This window comes from Celeribacter indicus, from assembly GCF_000819565.1.
GTDB classification, from domain to species: Bacteria; Pseudomonadota; Alphaproteobacteria; order Rhodobacterales; family Rhodobacteraceae; genus Celeribacter; species Celeribacter indicus.
Genome location: NZ_CP004393.1, coordinates 2,375,819 through 2,391,070 on the forward strand (window position 1 = coordinate 2,375,819; position 15,252 = coordinate 2,391,070).

14 protein-coding genes are annotated in these 15,252 nt (G+C 67.2%); 7 read left to right on the top strand and 7 right to left on the bottom strand.

Features of this window, described 5'->3' with window-relative positions; genetic code table 11:
• Positions 1-2: 2 nt before the first annotated feature.
• Both rbbA and P73_RS11980 read right to left on the bottom strand, forming a co-directional pair.
• A complete protein-coding gene (gene rbbA, locus P73_RS11975) occupies positions 3-2,762 on the bottom strand; it encodes a ribosome-associated ATPase/putative transporter RbbA (RefSeq protein WP_043869733.1) in 2,760 nt (919 codons plus the stop codon).
• Complete coding sequence (locus P73_RS11980; protein ID WP_043869734.1) at positions 2,759-3,829, bottom strand: HlyD family secretion protein; 1,071 nt, start codon at positions 3,827-3,829, stop codon at positions 2,759-2,761. Before P73_RS11980 ends, rbbA begins: the two co-directional genes overlap by 4 nt.
• Before the next feature lie 120 nt (positions 3,830-3,949).
• On the opposite strand from P73_RS11980, the gene P73_RS11985 reads away from it, so the two are divergent.
• The 7 genes from P73_RS11985 to P73_RS12015 all read left to right on the top strand — a co-directional run bounded on the left by P73_RS11985 (position 3,950) and on the right by P73_RS12015 (position 10,259).
• Positions 3,950-4,537 (top strand): TetR/AcrR family transcriptional regulator, encoded by a 588-nt coding sequence (locus P73_RS11985; protein WP_043869735.1) that lies wholly within the window; start codon positions 3,950-3,952, stop codon positions 4,535-4,537.
• A gap of 347 nt (positions 4,538-4,884) precedes the next feature.
• Complete coding sequence (locus P73_RS11990) at positions 4,885-5,934, top strand: ABC transporter substrate-binding protein (RefSeq protein ID WP_052453224.1); 1,050 nt, start codon at positions 4,885-4,887, stop codon at positions 5,932-5,934.
• A gap of 15 nt (positions 5,935-5,949) precedes the next feature.
• The gene (locus P73_RS11995) at positions 5,950-6,765 is read left to right on the top strand and encodes an ABC transporter permease (RefSeq protein ID WP_139267143.1); all 816 of its coding nucleotides are present in this window, start codon (positions 5,950-5,952) and stop codon (positions 6,763-6,765) included.
• Positions 6,758-7,504, top strand: a complete 747-nt coding sequence (locus tag P73_RS12000) for an ABC transporter permease (RefSeq protein ID WP_043869736.1) — start codon at positions 6,758-6,760, stop codon at positions 7,502-7,504. The genes P73_RS11995 and P73_RS12000 overlap by 8 nt, the downstream gene beginning before the upstream one ends.
• A 1-nt stretch (position 7,505) precedes the next feature.
• Positions 7,506-8,279 carry an ABC transporter ATP-binding protein gene (locus tag P73_RS12005; protein WP_043869737.1) on the top strand — a complete coding sequence of 258 codons (774 nt, stop codon included), beginning with the start codon at positions 7,506-7,508 and terminating at the stop codon, positions 8,277-8,279.
• On the top strand, positions 8,276-8,683 hold the full coding sequence (locus P73_RS12010; protein ID WP_043869738.1) for a 4Fe-4S dicluster domain-containing protein: 408 nt from the start codon (positions 8,276-8,278) through the stop codon (positions 8,681-8,683). The genes P73_RS12005 and P73_RS12010 overlap by 4 nt, the downstream gene beginning before the upstream one ends.
• Complete coding sequence (locus P73_RS12015; RefSeq protein ID WP_052453226.1) at positions 8,676-10,259, top strand: FAD-dependent oxidoreductase; 1,584 nt, start codon at positions 8,676-8,678, stop codon at positions 10,257-10,259. The genes P73_RS12010 and P73_RS12015 overlap by 8 nt, the downstream gene beginning before the upstream one ends.
• A 66-nt stretch (positions 10,260-10,325) precedes the next feature.
• Here the strand turns inward: P73_RS12015 and P73_RS12020 are convergent, their stop codons facing one another.
• The 5 genes from P73_RS12020 to P73_RS12040 all read right to left on the bottom strand — a co-directional run bounded on the left by P73_RS12020 (position 10,326) and on the right by P73_RS12040 (position 15,110).
• Positions 10,326-11,006 carry an aspartate/glutamate racemase family protein gene (locus tag P73_RS12020; RefSeq protein ID WP_052453227.1) on the bottom strand — a complete coding sequence of 227 codons (681 nt, stop codon included), beginning with the start codon at positions 11,004-11,006 and terminating at the stop codon, positions 10,326-10,328.
• Positions 11,003-11,839 (bottom strand): ABC transporter permease, encoded by an 837-nt coding sequence (locus P73_RS12025; RefSeq protein ID WP_043869739.1) that lies wholly within the window; start codon positions 11,837-11,839, stop codon positions 11,003-11,005. The genes P73_RS12020 and P73_RS12025 overlap by 4 nt, the downstream gene beginning before the upstream one ends.
• A 3-nt stretch (positions 11,840-11,842) precedes the next feature.
• Positions 11,843-12,700 carry an ABC transporter permease gene (locus P73_RS12030; RefSeq protein ID WP_043869740.1) on the bottom strand — a complete coding sequence of 286 codons (858 nt, stop codon included), beginning with the start codon at positions 12,698-12,700 and terminating at the stop codon, positions 11,843-11,845.
• A 104-nt stretch (positions 12,701-12,804) separates the two neighbouring features.
• Positions 12,805-14,076 (bottom strand): ABC transporter substrate-binding protein, encoded by a 1,272-nt coding sequence (locus P73_RS12035; RefSeq protein ID WP_043869741.1) that lies wholly within the window; start codon positions 14,074-14,076, stop codon positions 12,805-12,807.
• A 59-nt stretch (positions 14,077-14,135) separates the two neighbouring features.
• Positions 14,136-15,110: an ABC transporter ATP-binding protein gene (locus P73_RS12040; protein ID WP_043869742.1), complete on the bottom strand. Its 975-nt coding sequence runs from the start codon at positions 15,108-15,110 to the stop codon at positions 14,136-14,138.
• Positions 15,111-15,252: the final 142 nt, after the last annotated feature.

A 15,252-nucleotide genomic window follows, 5' to 3' on the forward strand; every position in this document is an offset into this window, starting at 1 on the left:
CCCTACTTCTCCTGCTTTTTCAGGAAGATCGCAGCAAGGCCGATGATCACCGGTATCGACAGTCCCATAGCGACCATCGGCTGCATGAGCGCGGCGAAATCGAAGGCCTTCGAGAAAGCGCCGCGCGCGGCGGTGACGAACCAGGTGGTCGGATAGATTTGCCCCAGCAGGCGTTCGGGTCCGTTGAGGGAAGAGACGGGATTGAGCAGGCCCGAATACTGTACCGCCGGGATCATCGTCAGAAGCGCCGTGGCAAAGAGCGCGGCCACCTGGCTGGAGATGAAGACCGACACGAGGAATCCCAGGGCCGTGGTCGCGGTGACATAGACCAGTGCTGCAAGGGTAAAGCCGGGGAAACTGCCGGTGAGCGGCACGCGGAAGAAGAAGACGGCCATCCCCATCATCAGCAGGAAGTTCAGCATCGCAAGGACGATATAGGGCAATTGCTTGCCCAGAAGGAATTCCATCCGGGTCACCGGGGTGACATAGAAATTGATGATCGACCCCATTTCCTTTTCCCGTGCGACCGACAGCGTGGTCAGAATCGCGGGGATCATCAGCAGAAGGATCGGGATCACCGCGGGGACCATGGCCACGATGCTGAGCACGTCGGGGTTGTAGCGGTAGCGGGTGACGAGTTCGTAATTTCCCGCAAGCGCCGCATCGCCGTAGATCTCGCGGGACTTGCGCGTGAGCCAGTCGGCATGGAGCCCCTGCACATAGCCCAGCACCGTGTTGGCCCGGTTCGGATCGGCGCCGTCGATCCAGGCCCCGATCTCGACGTCGCGGCCGCGTGCGACATCGGCGGCGAAGTTCGGCGGGATCTCGATGGCGAGGCCGAGATCGTTCGCCCGCATCCGCGCGTCCATGTCCGCATAGCTTGTCAGCGGCGGCTTTTCGATGAAGTAGCGCGAGCCCGCGATATCCTGGATGAAATCGCGGCTTGTCGTGGTCTGGTCGCGGTCCAGCACGGCAAAGGACAGATCCTCCACGTCCATGTTGATGCCGAAACCGATGACGATCATCAGGATCAGGCTGCCGACGGTTGCAAGGGTCAGCCGGATCGGGTCGCGTTGCAATTGCAGGCTTTCGAGTTTCGAATAGCTGAACAGCCGTCGCAGGCTGAAACCGCCGCCCGATCCCGCATCGACGGGCGCGGTCAGCGCGTCGCCTGCGTGTGGTTCCGCCGGCAAGGGCTCGCCCGCAGGGCGGCCATCCCTGCCGATCGCCTCTTCCAGATAGGCGATGAAGGCGTCTTCCAGCGTCTCGACGCCCTTGGAGGCGATGATGTCGGCGGCGGAATCGCTGACCAGGACCTTGCCTGCGTGCATCAGACTGATGCGATCGCACCATTCCGCCTCGTTCATGAAATGGGTCGATACGAAGATCGTGACCCCGTCCTGGCGCGACAGCTCCGCCAGAATGCGCCAGAAATCGTCCCGCGCGACCGGATCGACGCCCGAGGTCGGCTCGTCGAGGATCAGGATCTCCGGGTCGTGGATCATCGCAACCGCGAGGGACAGCCGCTGCCGGACACCCAGCGGCAGCACGGTGGGCAGGCTGTCCTCGACCTCGGCCAGATCGAAGCGTGTGATCATCTCGCGCACCCGGTCCGGGAGCGTTTCTGCGGGCACTTCGAAAAGCCGGGCATGGAGTTCGAGATTCTGCCGCACGGTCAGAGTCGAATACAGGGAGAAGGCCTGAGACATGAAGCCCACGCGGCGGCGCACGGCCATGTCACGCGCATCGACCTCATGGCCGAAGAGTTTCGCCTTTCCTTCCGTCGGTTCGAGCAGCCCGGTCAGCATCTTCATCGTCGTGGTCTTGCCGCAGCCGTTCGAACCGAGGAAACCGAATATCTCGCCTTTCGGGATACGGAAGCTGACGTTGTCGACGGCCACGAAATCGTCGAAACACTTCGTCAGCCCTTCGGCTTCGATGGCGGTGTCGTCCTCATCGCCGACGGTCCGCGGTGGAATATGCAGGGCGACATGATCGCCCCGGTCTTCCTCGGGCAGCAGCGCGATGAAGGCCTCATCGAGGGTCTCGCTGTCGGTGCGGTCGCGCAGGTCCTGTGCCGTGCCGGTGGCCAGAATCCGGCCCGCGTTCATCGCCACCAGCCAGTCGAAACGCGCGGCCTCCTCCATATAGGCGGTGGCGGTGATCACGCTCATGCCCGGACGTTCCCGCCGGATGCGGTCGATCAGATCCCAGAACTGGCGCCGCGACAGCGGGTCCACCCCGGTCGTGGGCTCGTCGAGGACCAGGAAATCCGGATCATGGATCAGCGCGCAGCACAGGCCGAGCTTCTGCTTCATGCCGCCGGAGAGTTTTGCCGCCGGCCGGTCGCGGAACGGCGACATCCCCGTCGCCGCCAGCAGGTCGGTGATGCGCCGGTCGCGCTCGGCCTCGTCATGCCCGAAGAGGGAGCCGAAGAAGTCGAGGTTCTCCTCGACCGAGAGGGTCGGATAGAGGTTCTTTCCAAGCCCCTGCGGCATGTAGGCGATCCGCGGGCAGACCTTGCGGCGATGCGCGGCCTCGCGCATGTCGCCGCCGAGCACCTGCACCTCCCCGTCCTGAAGCTTCCGCGCGCCCGCGATCAGCGACAGCAGGCTCGACTTGCCGACCCCGTCCGGGCCGATCAGCCCGACCATCCGGCCCGAGGGGATCTCGAGCGTCACGTCGTCCAGCGCCGTAACCTTCCCGTATCGCAGGGTCAGATGCGCCACCGACGCGACGGGCGCGCTGCCACCCCCCGTCATTGCGCGACGTCAGAGAGGAAGGCCGGCCATTCGGCCTCCGGGTCGAGCCGGATATAGGCCATGCCGGGCAGGCCGGTCTTGACGTATTCGAGGTAGCGCGTGAGCAGATCGGGATCGATCCGCGCGCGGACGCGGAACATCAGCTTTTCCCGCTCGTCGGCGGTTTCCACTGTCTTGGGGGTGAACTGGGCCACATCCGCCACATAGGACACGGTCGCCGGGATCGCATATTGCGGCACGGCATCCATCAGCAGCCGCACCTCGGAACCGAGCTGGACCCGGCCGGCCTGAGAGGTCGGGAGGAAGACGGTCATGTAGACATCTCCCAGATCGACGAGGCTGAGGATGCGCCCGCCGGAGGCGACGATCTCCCCCTCCTGCGCGACGCGGTACTGGATCCGCCCGTCGCGCGGCGCGATCAGCGTCGCATCGTTGATCGAGGCGGTGATCGAGTCGATCGCGGCCCTGGCCGCATCGACCGCGGCTTCGGCATCGACGACCTGCGCCTGCGCCGAACTCACCCCGGCGACGGCGGCCGCGCGGGAGGCTTCCGCGGAGGCGAGCCCCGCCTTCATCTGCCGGTCCCGCGCCCGGTCGTCGTCCAGAACCTGCTGCGAGACCGTATTCGAGGTCACCAGCCGCTCCGACCGCGCGAGCTTCTGGGCGGCCGCGTCGGCGGCGGCTTCGGCCTGGTCCACCGCGGCGGCCGCGGCGCGTTCCTGCGCCTCCGCCTGCGTCACGAGCGCCTCGGCCGTCTTCACCCCGATCTCGGCGCGGCGGAGCTGCGCCTCGGCCTCCCGCTTCTGGGCGTTGAGCTGGACGATATCCATCTGGACGAGCGTGTCGCCGGCCGTCACGAAGTCGCCCTCGGCCGCGGAAATCTCCGCGATGCGCCCGCCGGTCAGCGCCGAGATGTCGATCTCCGTCGCCTCGATCCGCCCGTTGGCGGCGGCGATGCCCTCGGGCAGCGTCGAGGCATTCATCCTGTCCCAGGCCACCGTGGCGGCGATGGCCACCACGAGCACCAGCCCGCCCAGGAGAATATATTTCGTCTTCGGCTTTTTCATGGACACCATCCCGGATAGAAGCAGAGGCGGCTTTCCCCACGGGACAACCGCAGGCAGCATTGCACATCAGCTCCGGCGGATGTCAACATGTGATGACACGCAGAGGAACGTGACCTTGAGATGACGCAGCAGCACAGAGACACTTCCAGCCGGCCTCCGGGTCGGGACCGCGTCCTGACGGCGGCGATCACCTGCTTTTCGCGGGCGCTCTATGCCGAGGTCAGCCTGCGGGAGGTCGCCACGCTCGCCGATGTCGACGTCGCCTATGTGCACCGCTCCTTCGGATCGAAGGCCGAGCTTTTCCGCGCCGCGCTGGACGAGCTGCTGCGGATCGAGGCGCTCTTTGCCTTGCCCTGCACGCCCGGCGAGATGATCGAACGGATGAGCGTCTCCATGATTTCCGACCGTTCCGACGATGGCAGCCAGGCGCGGGCGCTGGACCTCATCCTGCAATCCTGCACCAGCGCGGAACCGCGGGACATCCTGCGCGAGGCGGTGGAACAGCATTTCCTGCCGCCCCTGGCGGCCGTGTTCGGCGCGGAGAAAAAGGTGGCCGTCTCCTTCGGCATGAGCCTGCTGCTGGGCGTCTCCATCCTGCGCGAGGCCATGCAGATCGAACCGATCGCATCCCTGTCCCAGGACGAGGTCAGGCAGATCTCCGCCGGCATATTGCGCACGATCCTCGACGGCGACCCGCCGGCGCCGTGACCCGGCGCGGGAGGGGAGCTTTGGCGATCGTGACACGGGTCCGGTCACCTTCCGACCAGACTCTTTCCATCGGGTGAGAGGACGCCGGCCGGCGGGCCGCAGCGCGGACGCTGGGACGCAGAGTGGCCCCGGCACCGGCGCTGTTCCGATTCCTTCTCCCGTCCCCCATCTGGCGCGCGGCCGCCGGAATACCGTTCTCCGCCGGCAGTTCCCCACGCCATCGCCCTTCTCTTGCGAACGCGCCCGGCAGAAGGGAGGTTTCGATTTCGCTGCGGGGCGGCATTACAAATTGCGTAAAACACTATTGGAATTATCGTGATTACGAAGGAACCTGACAGGAGATCACGATGTTTCGCCGTCTCACGCTCACCATGGCCGCTGTCGCTGGCCTGGCCCTGGCCTCAGCGGGACAGGCCGAGGACGCCCCCTCGACCATCCGGCTGGGGGACGTCGGCTTCGGTTTCGGTACGCCGTTCGGAGTGGGGCTTCAGGCCATCGCCGATGCCAAGGGATTCATCGCAAAGGAATTCGAAGGCACCGAAACCACGGTAAGCTGGACCTATTTCACCGGAACCGGCCCGGCCATCAACGAAGCCTTTGCGAACGATCAGATCGATTTTGCCTCTTATGGCGCGGTGCCGAATATCGTGGGCGCCGCGGGCGGGCTGGATACGGTCATCCTTGCGTCGACGCAGGGAACCAACATCTTCGCCGTCGCACGTCCCGACGCCGGGATCGAAACGCTCTCCGACCTGAAGGGCAAGAGGGTGGCGCTGCAAAAGGCGACCATCATCCACTGGGCCGCTCTCGAGGCGCTCAAGGATGCGGGCGTGGAGGAAAGCGATTTCACCCTGATCGACCTGAAGAACGCCGACCAGCTCGCCGCGATCACCGCCGGCAGCGTCGATGCGGTCTTCGGCGCGGATTTCCTGCTGCCGCTCGAGCAGAAGGGGATCGCGAAGGTCATCTTCAGCTCCGCGCGTGACAATCCGGCGGTGAGCGGTTTCGGCGGTTTCCTTGTCTCCCGCGACTTCGTCGAGGCCTATCCGGATGCGACGCAGAAGGTGGTCGACGGCTATATCCATGCCGCCGAATGGCTTGCCGATCCGGCGAACCGGGACGAAGCCTTCGAGATCTGGGCCCGCGCCGGCACGCCGGTGGAGCTGATCGCGCGATCGAATGCCGACACGGATTTCGCCGAAGCCTACAATCCGCGGCTCGATGGCGAGTTCGAGCGGCGGTATCACAGCGCCCTGGAATTCGCGCTCGAGCAGAAGCTGGTGCGCAGCACTCCCGATCTCGAGAGCTGGACGGATGGCAGTTTCCTGAACGACACCCTGGCCCGGAACGAGCTGGACACAGTCTGGCCGGAACGGACGCCGGCCGTCTCGAACTGAGTGGTGGACAAGGGAATGACACTTCTCGCGACCGGACAGGAGGCGACGCCGCGTGGTCCCGTCACGACGGGCCGCGGGTGGCGCAGCCTGTCTCCGGCCCTTGTCGCGCCGCTCGCGCTGCTGGTGCTGTGGCAGGCGGCCACCGCGACGGGCCTCCTGCCGGAGCAGATCCTGCCGTCTCCGTCACGGGTCGTGCAGACCTTTGCCGAGCTTGCGGCCTCCGGAGAGCTGTCCTCGGCCGCACGGATCAGTTTCTGGCGCCTCGCGGTCGGGTTGGCGCTCGGCGGCAGCCTCGGCCTGGTTTTCGGCCTGGCGCTCGGTGCGTCGCAGCGGGTCGAACAGTGGGTCGGTCCCACCTTCCGCGCCTTCGCCGCGGTCCCGGCCCTCGGCTGGATTCCGGTCCTGATCCTGCTGGTCGGCATCGACGAGATGCTCAAGGTCATCATCCTGACCAAGGCCTGCTTCGTGCCGGTCGCGATCGCCTCGCGGGATGCATGGCGCGCGGTGCCGCCGGGATACGAGGAATTGGGGCAGGTGCTGGGGCTTTCGCCCTCCGCACGGTTCCTGCGCATCCGCCTGCCGGCCATGGTGCCGCTGATCTTCGGCGGATTGCGGCTCGCCTCCGGACAGGCCTTCGTGTCGCTGGTCACCTGCGAGATGCTCGCCGCCACCGAGGGCATCGGATATCTCATGATCTGGGGGCGCACCCTCTTCCAGATGGACGTGGTGATCGTCGGCATGATCGTGGTCGGCACGGCAGGCATCGCGCTCGACCGCACGCTGAGACTGCTGGAGCATCTGATCCGCAAGAGGATGGGCGAAGATGTCTGAGGTGACGCTGAAAGGACTGGTCCTGCCCGGCGTCGTGGTGGCCGTCTGGGGCGCCGCCGCCGCGGCGGGCCTGCTGAACGGCCCGATGGCCGTGACACCCGCCGCTGTCCTGCGCGTTCCCTTTGCCGATCCGGCAGGGGTCGAAATCTGGGCCGGCATCGGCACCAGCCTGCTGCGGCTCGTGACGGGGGGCGTGATCGGCGGTGTGCTCGGCCTGGCGACGGGGCTTGCCTTCGGCCTGCTGCGACCGCTGCGGCGCACCCTCTCGCCGACGGTCGACGCCTTTCGCCAGATCGCGCTTTTCGCCTGGATTCCGCTGCTGACCTCATGGTTCGGCAATGGCGAGGTCGCAAAGATCGTCTTCATCGCGCTCGCGACCTTCTTCCCGCTGGTGCTGTCTGCCGAACAGGGCGTGCGGAACGTCGCGCCGGCCCTGCGCGAGGCGGTACAGGTCATGGGACTGTCGCGACGGCGGCAGGTGACCGCGCTCTACCTGCCGGCGGCTCTTCCCTCGATCGCCGTCGGGGTGCAGATTGCCCTGATCTCCTCCTGGATCGGCACGGTCGGTGCCGAATATGCCATCGGCAACGGGCGCGGCCTCGGCTCCTATATTGCCGCGGCGCGCGAGCAGTTCCGCATGGACATCACACTGGTCGGCGTCGCCGCACTGGCGCTTGTCGGCGTCGCGCTGCACGCCGGTTCGGCCCGCATCATCCGTCACCTCAATACCGGAGTCTGACATGTTCTCATCCGTTCTTTCGATCAGCGATCTCTCCAAATCCTTCGAGGTCGAGGGCGCGCGCTTCGTCGCGCTGGCATCGACCGGGCTCGAGCTGGGCCGGAACGAGATCGTTGCGGTCATCGGCCCCTCGGGCTGCGGAAAATCGACCCTGCTGCGCTGCATCGCCGGGCTCGAACATCCCGACACGGGACGCATCCGCATCGAGGGCAACGACGTCACCCGTCCCGGTCAGGGCAGCGCGCTGGTTTTCCAGGATCACCGGCTTCTGCCCTGGCTGACCGTGCGCGCCAATGTGGAACTGGCGCTCGAGCCCCTGCGCCTGTCGCGCGCCGACCAGACCCGTCGCGCGGCGCGTTACATCGAATTGGTCGGGCTGTCCCGCTTCGCCGACAGTTTCCCGCGCCAGCTGTCGGGGGGCATGGCGCAACGGGCGGCTCTTGCCCGCGCGCTTGCCGTCGAGACCGGGCTCGTGCTGATGGACGAGCCGTTCGGCGCGCTCGATTCCATCCTTCGCAGCCGGATGCAGGACGAGCTTCTGAAGATCTGGCAGGAGCATCAGGTCTCGATCCTGATCGTCACGCATGACATCGAGGAAGCGCTCTACCTCGCGGACCGTGTCGTCGTCATGCGCCCCGATCCGGGTCACATCCAGGAGACGGTCGAGATCGCTCTTCCGCGCCCGCGCCAGAGGGATTCCGCCGCGTTCGGCGCCCTGCGCAGCCGGCTTCTCGCGGCACTGGCGGAGAGCGCTCCGGGGAGGCGGGTCGCATGATCGAACTCGTCTCCGCCAGCCGCTGCGTGACCTGCGATCTCTGTATCGCGGTCTGTCCGATGAACGTGTTCGACCGGGCGGAGGACGGTCTGCCCGTCATCGCCCGCCAGGAGGATTGCCAGACCTGCTATCTCTGCGAGGCGCATTGTCCCACCGACGCGCTCTACGTCGCGGCGGAGCGGACGCCGCTTTCCGACAGGCTCCGGCCGCGCGAGGCGGAGCTTGCCGGGACCGACCTGATGGGCAGTTATCGCGCCCGGCTGGGATGGGGCAGGGGCCTGCGCCCTCCCGGCACCCTGAACGCGGCGGTCGAGTTGTCGCATGCGCCGGCGGCGGCAGCCGGAGTGGCGCCTCCGCGCCAGCCTGCGCCGGCCGCTTTCCATGAGGAGTGTCCCGATGTCTGAAGATCTCGATCTCGAAACCGATGTGCTGGTGATCGGGGGCGGTCCGGCGGGGACATGGGCCGCGCTGTCGGCCCGGCGGGCGGGGGCGCGCGTGACGCTGGTCGACAAGGGGTATTGCGGGAGTTCTGGCGTTGCCGCCGCCTCCACGATCGGCCACTGGTGGGTGTCGCCGGAGGAGCGCGAACAGGCGATGGCCGACAAGAATGCCGACAGCTGCGATCTGGCGGAGCGGTCGTGGATGGCGCGTGTGCTGGCCGAGACCTGGGCGGCCTGGCCGGAATTCGCCGCGACCCGCGGCTATGTCGGGGATCCGGCCTATCGCGGCGGACGCGGCGGCCAGATCGTCTTGCAGGGGCCGGTCTATCTGAAGGAGATGCGTCGTCTGAACCACCGCGCGGGTGTGACGATCCTCGACCATGCGCCGGCCCTGGCGTTGCTGACCGATGCGTCGGGCCGGTGCGCGGGCGCCGAGGGGGTGCTGCGGCAGAAGGAGGCGCGCTGGCGCATCCGCGCCGGGGCCGTGGTGCTGGCCGCCGGCGGCTGTGCGTTCAAGAGCGGCTGCCTCGGCGGCAACGTGAACACCGGCGATGCCGCCCTGATGGCCTTCGAGGCGGGCGCGCGCCTGTCCGGGATGGAATTCTCCAACTATTACGGCATCGTGCCCAAGGGGGGATCGGTCGACAAGAACGGCTATCTCCTGCAATCGAGCTTCTTCGACGCCCATGGGCGCGAAGTGCATCGGGGCTGGTCGTCGCAATATGGCGTGATGGGAACCGGCGCGGCGGATCATTTCGCGGAGGGGCCGGTCTATTGCCAGTTCACACAGGTGCCTGCCGACCGGCGGCCCTTGCTGCGGGCCGGACAGCCGAACCTGTTCATCCAGTTCGACCGGCTGGGGATCGACCCGTTCACGCAGAAATTCGAGGTCGAACCGATGTTCGAGGGCTCGGTGCGCGGGACGGGCGGCATCCTTGTCGAGACCGAGACCTGCGCGACCGCGGTGCCCGGACTTTGGGTCGCGGGCGACGCCGCCTCGCGCGAGATGCTGGTCGGGGCGTCCTCCGGGGCGGGATCTGTCAATGCCGCCTGGACGCTGTCCTCCGGTCGTTGGGCCGGGCGCGCGGCGGCGGACTGGGCGCGGGCGAGGGGCCCGGCGGGTCCTGCGCCGGCGAACGGGGCGTCCGGTTCCGCGGGCCTGGAGCCGGCGAAGGCCGCGGCCCTGCTCTCTGCCTTGCAGGCGGAGGTTCTGCCGCTTCATCGCAACGGCTTCCGGGATGCGGCCGGCCTCCGGCGCACGCTGTCGGCGGTTTCGGGGCTGAGGGACGAGCTGATGACTCGCCCCGCCGCACCGCGTGCAAGGCAGGCCCTCGCCTGGCGCGAATTCCAGGCGATGCTTCTGTTCGCCGGGCAGGGAGCCACCGCGGCCCTGTTGCGAAACGAGAGCAGGGGCGTTCACCGGCGGACCGATCTGGAGGCTGCCGACCTGCCGGACTGGCGCAAGCGGCTCGTCTTGCACTCGGCCGAGGAAAGGCCGCGTCCGCTCGACTTCGAAGGGTTCCGGCGAGAGGCCGCCTGATCCCCCTCTCCCGAGGGACTTCCGGCCTCCCGGCGGCGCGCGCTGTTGGGGCGCGGCGGCGGCGTGTCACCCCGCGCCCGGAACGAGGGCTGGCGGGGCGGTGCATTTGGCGGCGGCTTGCGCCAGATGGGCGGAGGCGGCGACGCCGTCGATCACCCGCATGCCTGTCCGCGCGGCGAGCAGGCCGGCCAGCGGCGCCATTCCGGCGCAGCCGAGGAGCACGCATTCGGCGCCGTCTTCGGCCTTCGCGGCCCGCATTTCCGCCACGATGCGTTCGATCGTGCCCGCGGCGCCCGCCTCGATGGTGAGCACCGGCAGGCCGCAGGCGCGCACCGAGGCGCGGAGCCCGGACAGGCCAAGGGCGGCGATATTGCCCTCGAGCACCGGGACGGAGACGGGCAGGGAGGTGATGACCGAATACCGCAGCCCGAGGAGCGTCGCCATGACATAGGAGGACTGGCCGATGCCCAGGACGGGGCAGTCCGCCTGTGCCCGCGCCTCGGCGAGGCCGGTATCGTCGAAACAGGCGATGACGACCGCGTCGGCCCCTCCGGCGCGCGCGGTTTCGAGCAGCGAGAGGACGCCCGGCAGTGCGGCGGCGCCATCCGCCGGCCCCTCGATCGCGGGCGGCCCGGCGGTGTTGGTCAGTCCGGTGATCTCCGCCTCCGGCAGGGCCTGCCGCGCCGCGGAGACGATGCCGCGCGTCATCCGGGCGGTGGAATTCGGGTTGATATAGGTGAGCTTCATACGCCCTTGCCCGCATCCGATCCGAGCCGCGCGCGCCGCCTGCTCACGATCCAGACGCCGAGGAGGCAGAGCGCGATGACGGCGAAGGAGAAGGCGGTCGTCAGCGTGCCGAGCGCGTAGATCACGGGCGTGGTCACGTTCGTGGTCATGCCGAAGATCTCCAGCGGCAGGGTGTTGTAGCTGCCTGCCGTCAGCAGGGTCCGGGCGAATTCGTCATAGCTGAGCGTGAAGCCGAACAGCGCCACCCCGATCAGCGAGGGCGCGATGATCGGCAGCACGACGTGGCGGATCGTCTGCCAGGCGCTCGCGCCCTGGTCGCGGGCGGCTTCCTCATAGCTCCTGTCGAAGCGGTTGAAGACCGCGAACATGATCAGCAGGCCGAAGGGCAGGGTCCAGGTCAGCTGCGCGCCGAAGCCGCTCGTCGCCCAGTGGATCTTCAGCCCGAGCTGGTTGAAGATCAGCCCGACGCCGAGCGAGATCAGGATCGAGGGGATCACCAGCGAGGTGATGGCCGCGTAGAAGAGCACGCCCGAGCCGGCGAACCGCTTGCGGAAGGCGAGGCCCGCCATGACGGAGATCACTACCGTCGTCACCATCACCATGAGACCGAGGCCGAAGCTGCGGCGGAACGCGCCCCAGATGTCGCCCACGGCCTGCTCCTGGAACAGGTCGCGGAACCAGTGCAGCGACACCCCGTTCATCGGGAAGGTCAGGCCCCCCTGCGGCCCCTGGAAGCTGAGGATGCCGATGGTCAGGATCGGGCCGTAGAGGAACAGGACGAAGAGCCCGAAGACGGCGGCGAGGACGTAGAAGCTGCGGGGGCGGCGGTCCATGGCTCAGAGCTCCTTGCGGATGTTGACGAAGCGCAGCAGGATCGCGATCACGATCAGCACGGTACAGAGCAGCACTACGGCGGTGGCCGCGGCCGAGGGATATTGCAGCAGCCCGATGTCGTTCGAGATCAGCCGCCCGACATTGGCGCGCTGGGAGCCGGACATGAACCGCACGGTGATGAAATCGCCCATCACCAGCGTCACGACGAAGATGGTGCCGATCATGATCCCCGGCTTGGTCAGCGGCAGGATCACATGGCGGAGCGTCTGGAAGCCCGAGGCGCCGTTGTCGCGCGCGGCCTCGAGGAGCGAGCGGTCGATGCGCATCATCGTGTTGAAGATCGGCACCACCATGAACAGCGTGTAGAGATGCACGAAGGCGAGGATCACCGAGAAGTCCGAATAGAGCAGCCATTCCAGCGGCGCGTCGATCACGCCCCAGGAAATCAGCGTCTGGTTGGCGATGCCGTTGCGGCCGAGGAAGGGGATCCAGGAGATCATGCGGATGATGTTCGAGGTCCAGAACGGGATGGTGCAGACGAGGAACAGCGCGATCTGCACGGTCTGGCTGCGGATGTGGAAGGCGAGGAAATAGGCCACCGTGAAGCCGATGGAGAGCGTCAGCGCCCAGGTGACGAAGGCGTATTTCAGCGTCGCGCCGAACACCCTGTAGGTCACCGGCGAGGAGAACAGGAATTCGTAATTGTCGAACTGGAAGGCCGGATAGATCGAGAATTCGGTGGCGCCCCAGAAGCTCACGATCACGATCATCGCGATGGGGGCGGCCAGGAAGGCCAGCAGCACCAGCGTCAGCGGCGCCGCCTCAAGCCATCCGAGCAGGTGCCGGTTGGTCAGCCGCATCGCGTCCTTCCTGCGACCTCCGTGTCCTGTCGGGGAAACCGCGGGAGCGTCGGGGGGCATGGGCCCCCCGTCCGCCTGCCGCGCCGGGGCGGGGATGCCATGGGTCATGCCGCGATGAACTCGTTCCATTTGCGGACCATGTACTGGTTTTCATCCATCACCGCGTTCCAGCAGGCGACGCTGCCCATGCGGTCGTAGAAGGAGCCGCCGTCGCGCACCTCTCCCGCCTGGGCCAGCGTATCGCCGGTGGGCGAGGTGATGACGTCGGTCGCTTCCTTGCCCTCGAACCAGTAGCCCCATTCGTTCTCGCTCATGAACTCCTTGGACGTTTCCGGTACCGCCGAATAATAGCCCTGACGCATCAGGTAGCCGCCGACCCAGCCGGAGAGATACCAGTTGATGTAGTCATAGGCCGCGTCGAGCTCCATGCCGGAGAGCGATTTCGACAGGCCGATGCCGCCGCCCCAGCTCCGGTAGCCCTCCTTCAGCGGCTGGTAGACGCAGTCGATGCCGCGGGACTTCACCGCGGTGATCGCGGGTGACCACATCGACTGGATCACCACCTCGCCCGAGGCCATCAGGTTCACGCTCTCGTCGAAGGTCTTCCAGAAGGCGCGGAACTGGCCGTTCTGCTTGGCCTCGGTGAAGATCGCGATGGTCCTGTCGATCTCGTCGCGGGTCATGTTGCCCTTGTCGCCATACTGGATCTCGCCCATCGCCTCGCAGACCATGGCCATGTCCATGATGCCGATCGAGGAAATGTCGAGGATCGAGGCCTTGCCGGCGAATTCGGGGTTCAGAAGCTCGGTCCAGCTCTCGATCGGGCGGCCGATCAGGTCGGGCCGGATGCCCAGCGTGTCGGCGTTGTAGATCGTCGGGATGAGGGTCATCCACCCGGTGTCCTCGGTGGCGAACTCGGTGCCGTCCGGCCCGTCGACGAAGCCGACGGTGTGCGGCGCCGTGCCCTGTGCGATCTCGCTCTCGGGCGTGAGCTTGCCGGATTTGAAGATGCCGACGATCCTGTCGTAATTGGCGATCTTCGAGGTGTCCATCGCCTGAAGGTTGCCGGTGGGCCAGACCTTCTTGCAGATCCAGTATTCGATATCGGCGATGTCGAAGCTGTCGGGCTGGGTGGCGGCCCGCTGGGTCACGCTGTCGCTGTCGAGCGCGGTCATCTCGAGCGTGAAGCCGAGATCCTCCTTCACCTTCTGCGCCACGTCGTTCAGGTTCGACACGCCGGTGCCGAACTGGCGCAGCACGATGTCCTTCGTGTCCTGCGCCCAGAGCATCGGGGCGGGGAACGCGGATGCGGCGAGCGCCGCGCCCCCGGTCCTGAGCAGCGCGCGGCGGGAATATCCGACCTTGGGTTTCGACATGATTTCGTCCTCTCTGTTCTCTCGTCTGTGTGGGGTTTCGCCGACGGCGGATCGGCCGGTCAGGCCTGGAGGCGGTGCAGCCGCCTCTCGTCCCAGCTCAGCCTGACGGCCTCGCCGGGTGTTTTCGGGGCGGCGAAGAACTGCTCCTCGGGCAGCAGGGCGAGCACCTCGTCGCCGCTTTCGGTCCGCGTCGTGACGGCCACGGCGGCGCCCTGGTATTCGACCGCCGTCACCGTGGCGGCCAGCCCGTCCTCGGCGATCGCCACGGCATCGGCGCGCACGGTGGCCTTGCCGCCGGGAAGGGCGATGACGTTGTGTCCGCCGATGAACCGGGCGACGAATTCGGTCCGGGGCCGGGCCCAGACCTCGCGCGCGGGGCCGGCCTGTTCGATCACCGCGTCGTTCATCACCACGATCTCGTCGGCCAGCGCCAGCGCCTCGTCCTGGCCGTGGGTGACGTGGATGAAGGTGATGCCCAGCTCGCGCTGGAGCCGCTTGAGCTCGGCCCGCATGCGGATCCGCAGGAACGGGTCCAGAGCGGAAAGCGGCTCGTCGAGCAGGAGCACCTTCGGCTCGGTGACGAGCGCGCGTGCGAGGGCGACCCGCTGCTGCTGGCCGCCGGAAAGCTGGGCGGGCAGGCGGTCGGCCATGCGCGTCATGTCGACCAGCGCCAGCAATTCGTCCGCCCGCGCATGGCGCGCCGCCTTGTCCACTCCCTTCATCCGCAGCGAGAAGGCGACGTTGTCGCGGACCGACAGATGCGGGAAGAGCGCGTAGTTCTGGAACATCATCGCGGTGCCGCGCTGTGCCGGTGCCATCCAGGAGACGTCCTGCCCGTCGAGCACGATCGAGCCCTCGCTGACATCCTCGTGCCCGGCGATCATCCGCAGGGTGGAGGATTTCCCGCAGCCCGAGGGGCCGAGCAGGCAGACATAGCTGCCGGGGGCGAACCTGTGGTTCAGGTCGCGCACGGCGATCGTGTCGCCATAGCGCTTGGTCAGGTGAACCAGTTCCAGATCGTATCCTGCGCGCATGTTGCCTCCGCTCGGTCTTACCCGTTCAGAGTGGGGCGAGGACGCTGCGCGCCGGGAGGGTTTTTGCCGCCGCGGCGCGGCCCGGCCTGTCGTTCGGGTGAAATTTGTGCAGGTGCGGGGTTGATGTGCACGAAAATCGGCA

Coding starts and splice junctions, on each gene's coding strand:
- P73_RS12005 (WP_043869737.1), top strand. CDS start 7,506: ATGTTCTCATCCGTTCTTTCGATCAGCGATCTCTCCAAATCCTTCGAG.
- P73_RS12030 (WP_043869740.1), bottom strand. CDS start 12,700: ATGCGGCTGACCAACCGGCACCTGCTCGGATGGCTTGAGGCGGCGCCG.
- P73_RS12010 (WP_043869738.1), top strand. CDS start 8,276: ATGATCGAACTCGTCTCCGCCAGCCGCTGCGTGACCTGCGATCTCTGT.
- P73_RS12025 (WP_043869739.1), bottom strand. CDS start 11,839: ATGGACCGCCGCCCCCGCAGCTTCTACGTCCTCGCCGCCGTCTTCGGG.
- P73_RS11980 (WP_043869734.1), bottom strand. CDS start 3,829: ATGAAAAAGCCGAAGACGAAATATATTCTCCTGGGCGGGCTGGTGCTC.
- P73_RS11990 (WP_052453224.1), top strand. CDS start 4,885: ATGTTTCGCCGTCTCACGCTCACCATGGCCGCTGTCGCTGGCCTGGCC.
- P73_RS12020 (WP_052453227.1), bottom strand. CDS start 11,006: ATGAAGCTCACCTATATCAACCCGAATTCCACCGCCCGGATGACGCGC.
- P73_RS12035 (WP_043869741.1), bottom strand. CDS start 14,076: ATGTCGAAACCCAAGGTCGGATATTCCCGCCGCGCGCTGCTCAGGACC.
- P73_RS11995 (WP_139267143.1), top strand. CDS start 5,950: ATGACACTTCTCGCGACCGGACAGGAGGCGACGCCGCGTGGTCCCGTC.
- P73_RS12015 (WP_052453226.1), top strand. CDS start 8,676: ATGTCTGAAGATCTCGATCTCGAAACCGATGTGCTGGTGATCGGGGGC.
- P73_RS11985 (WP_043869735.1), top strand. CDS start 3,950: ATGACGCAGCAGCACAGAGACACTTCCAGCCGGCCTCCGGGTCGGGAC.
- P73_RS12000 (WP_043869736.1), top strand. CDS start 6,758: ATGTCTGAGGTGACGCTGAAAGGACTGGTCCTGCCCGGCGTCGTGGTG.
- P73_RS12040 (WP_043869742.1), bottom strand. CDS start 15,110: ATGCGCGCAGGATACGATCTGGAACTGGTTCACCTGACCAAGCGCTAT.
- rbbA (WP_043869733.1), bottom strand. CDS start 2,762: ATGACGGGGGGTGGCAGCGCGCCCGTCGCGTCGGTGGCGCATCTGACC.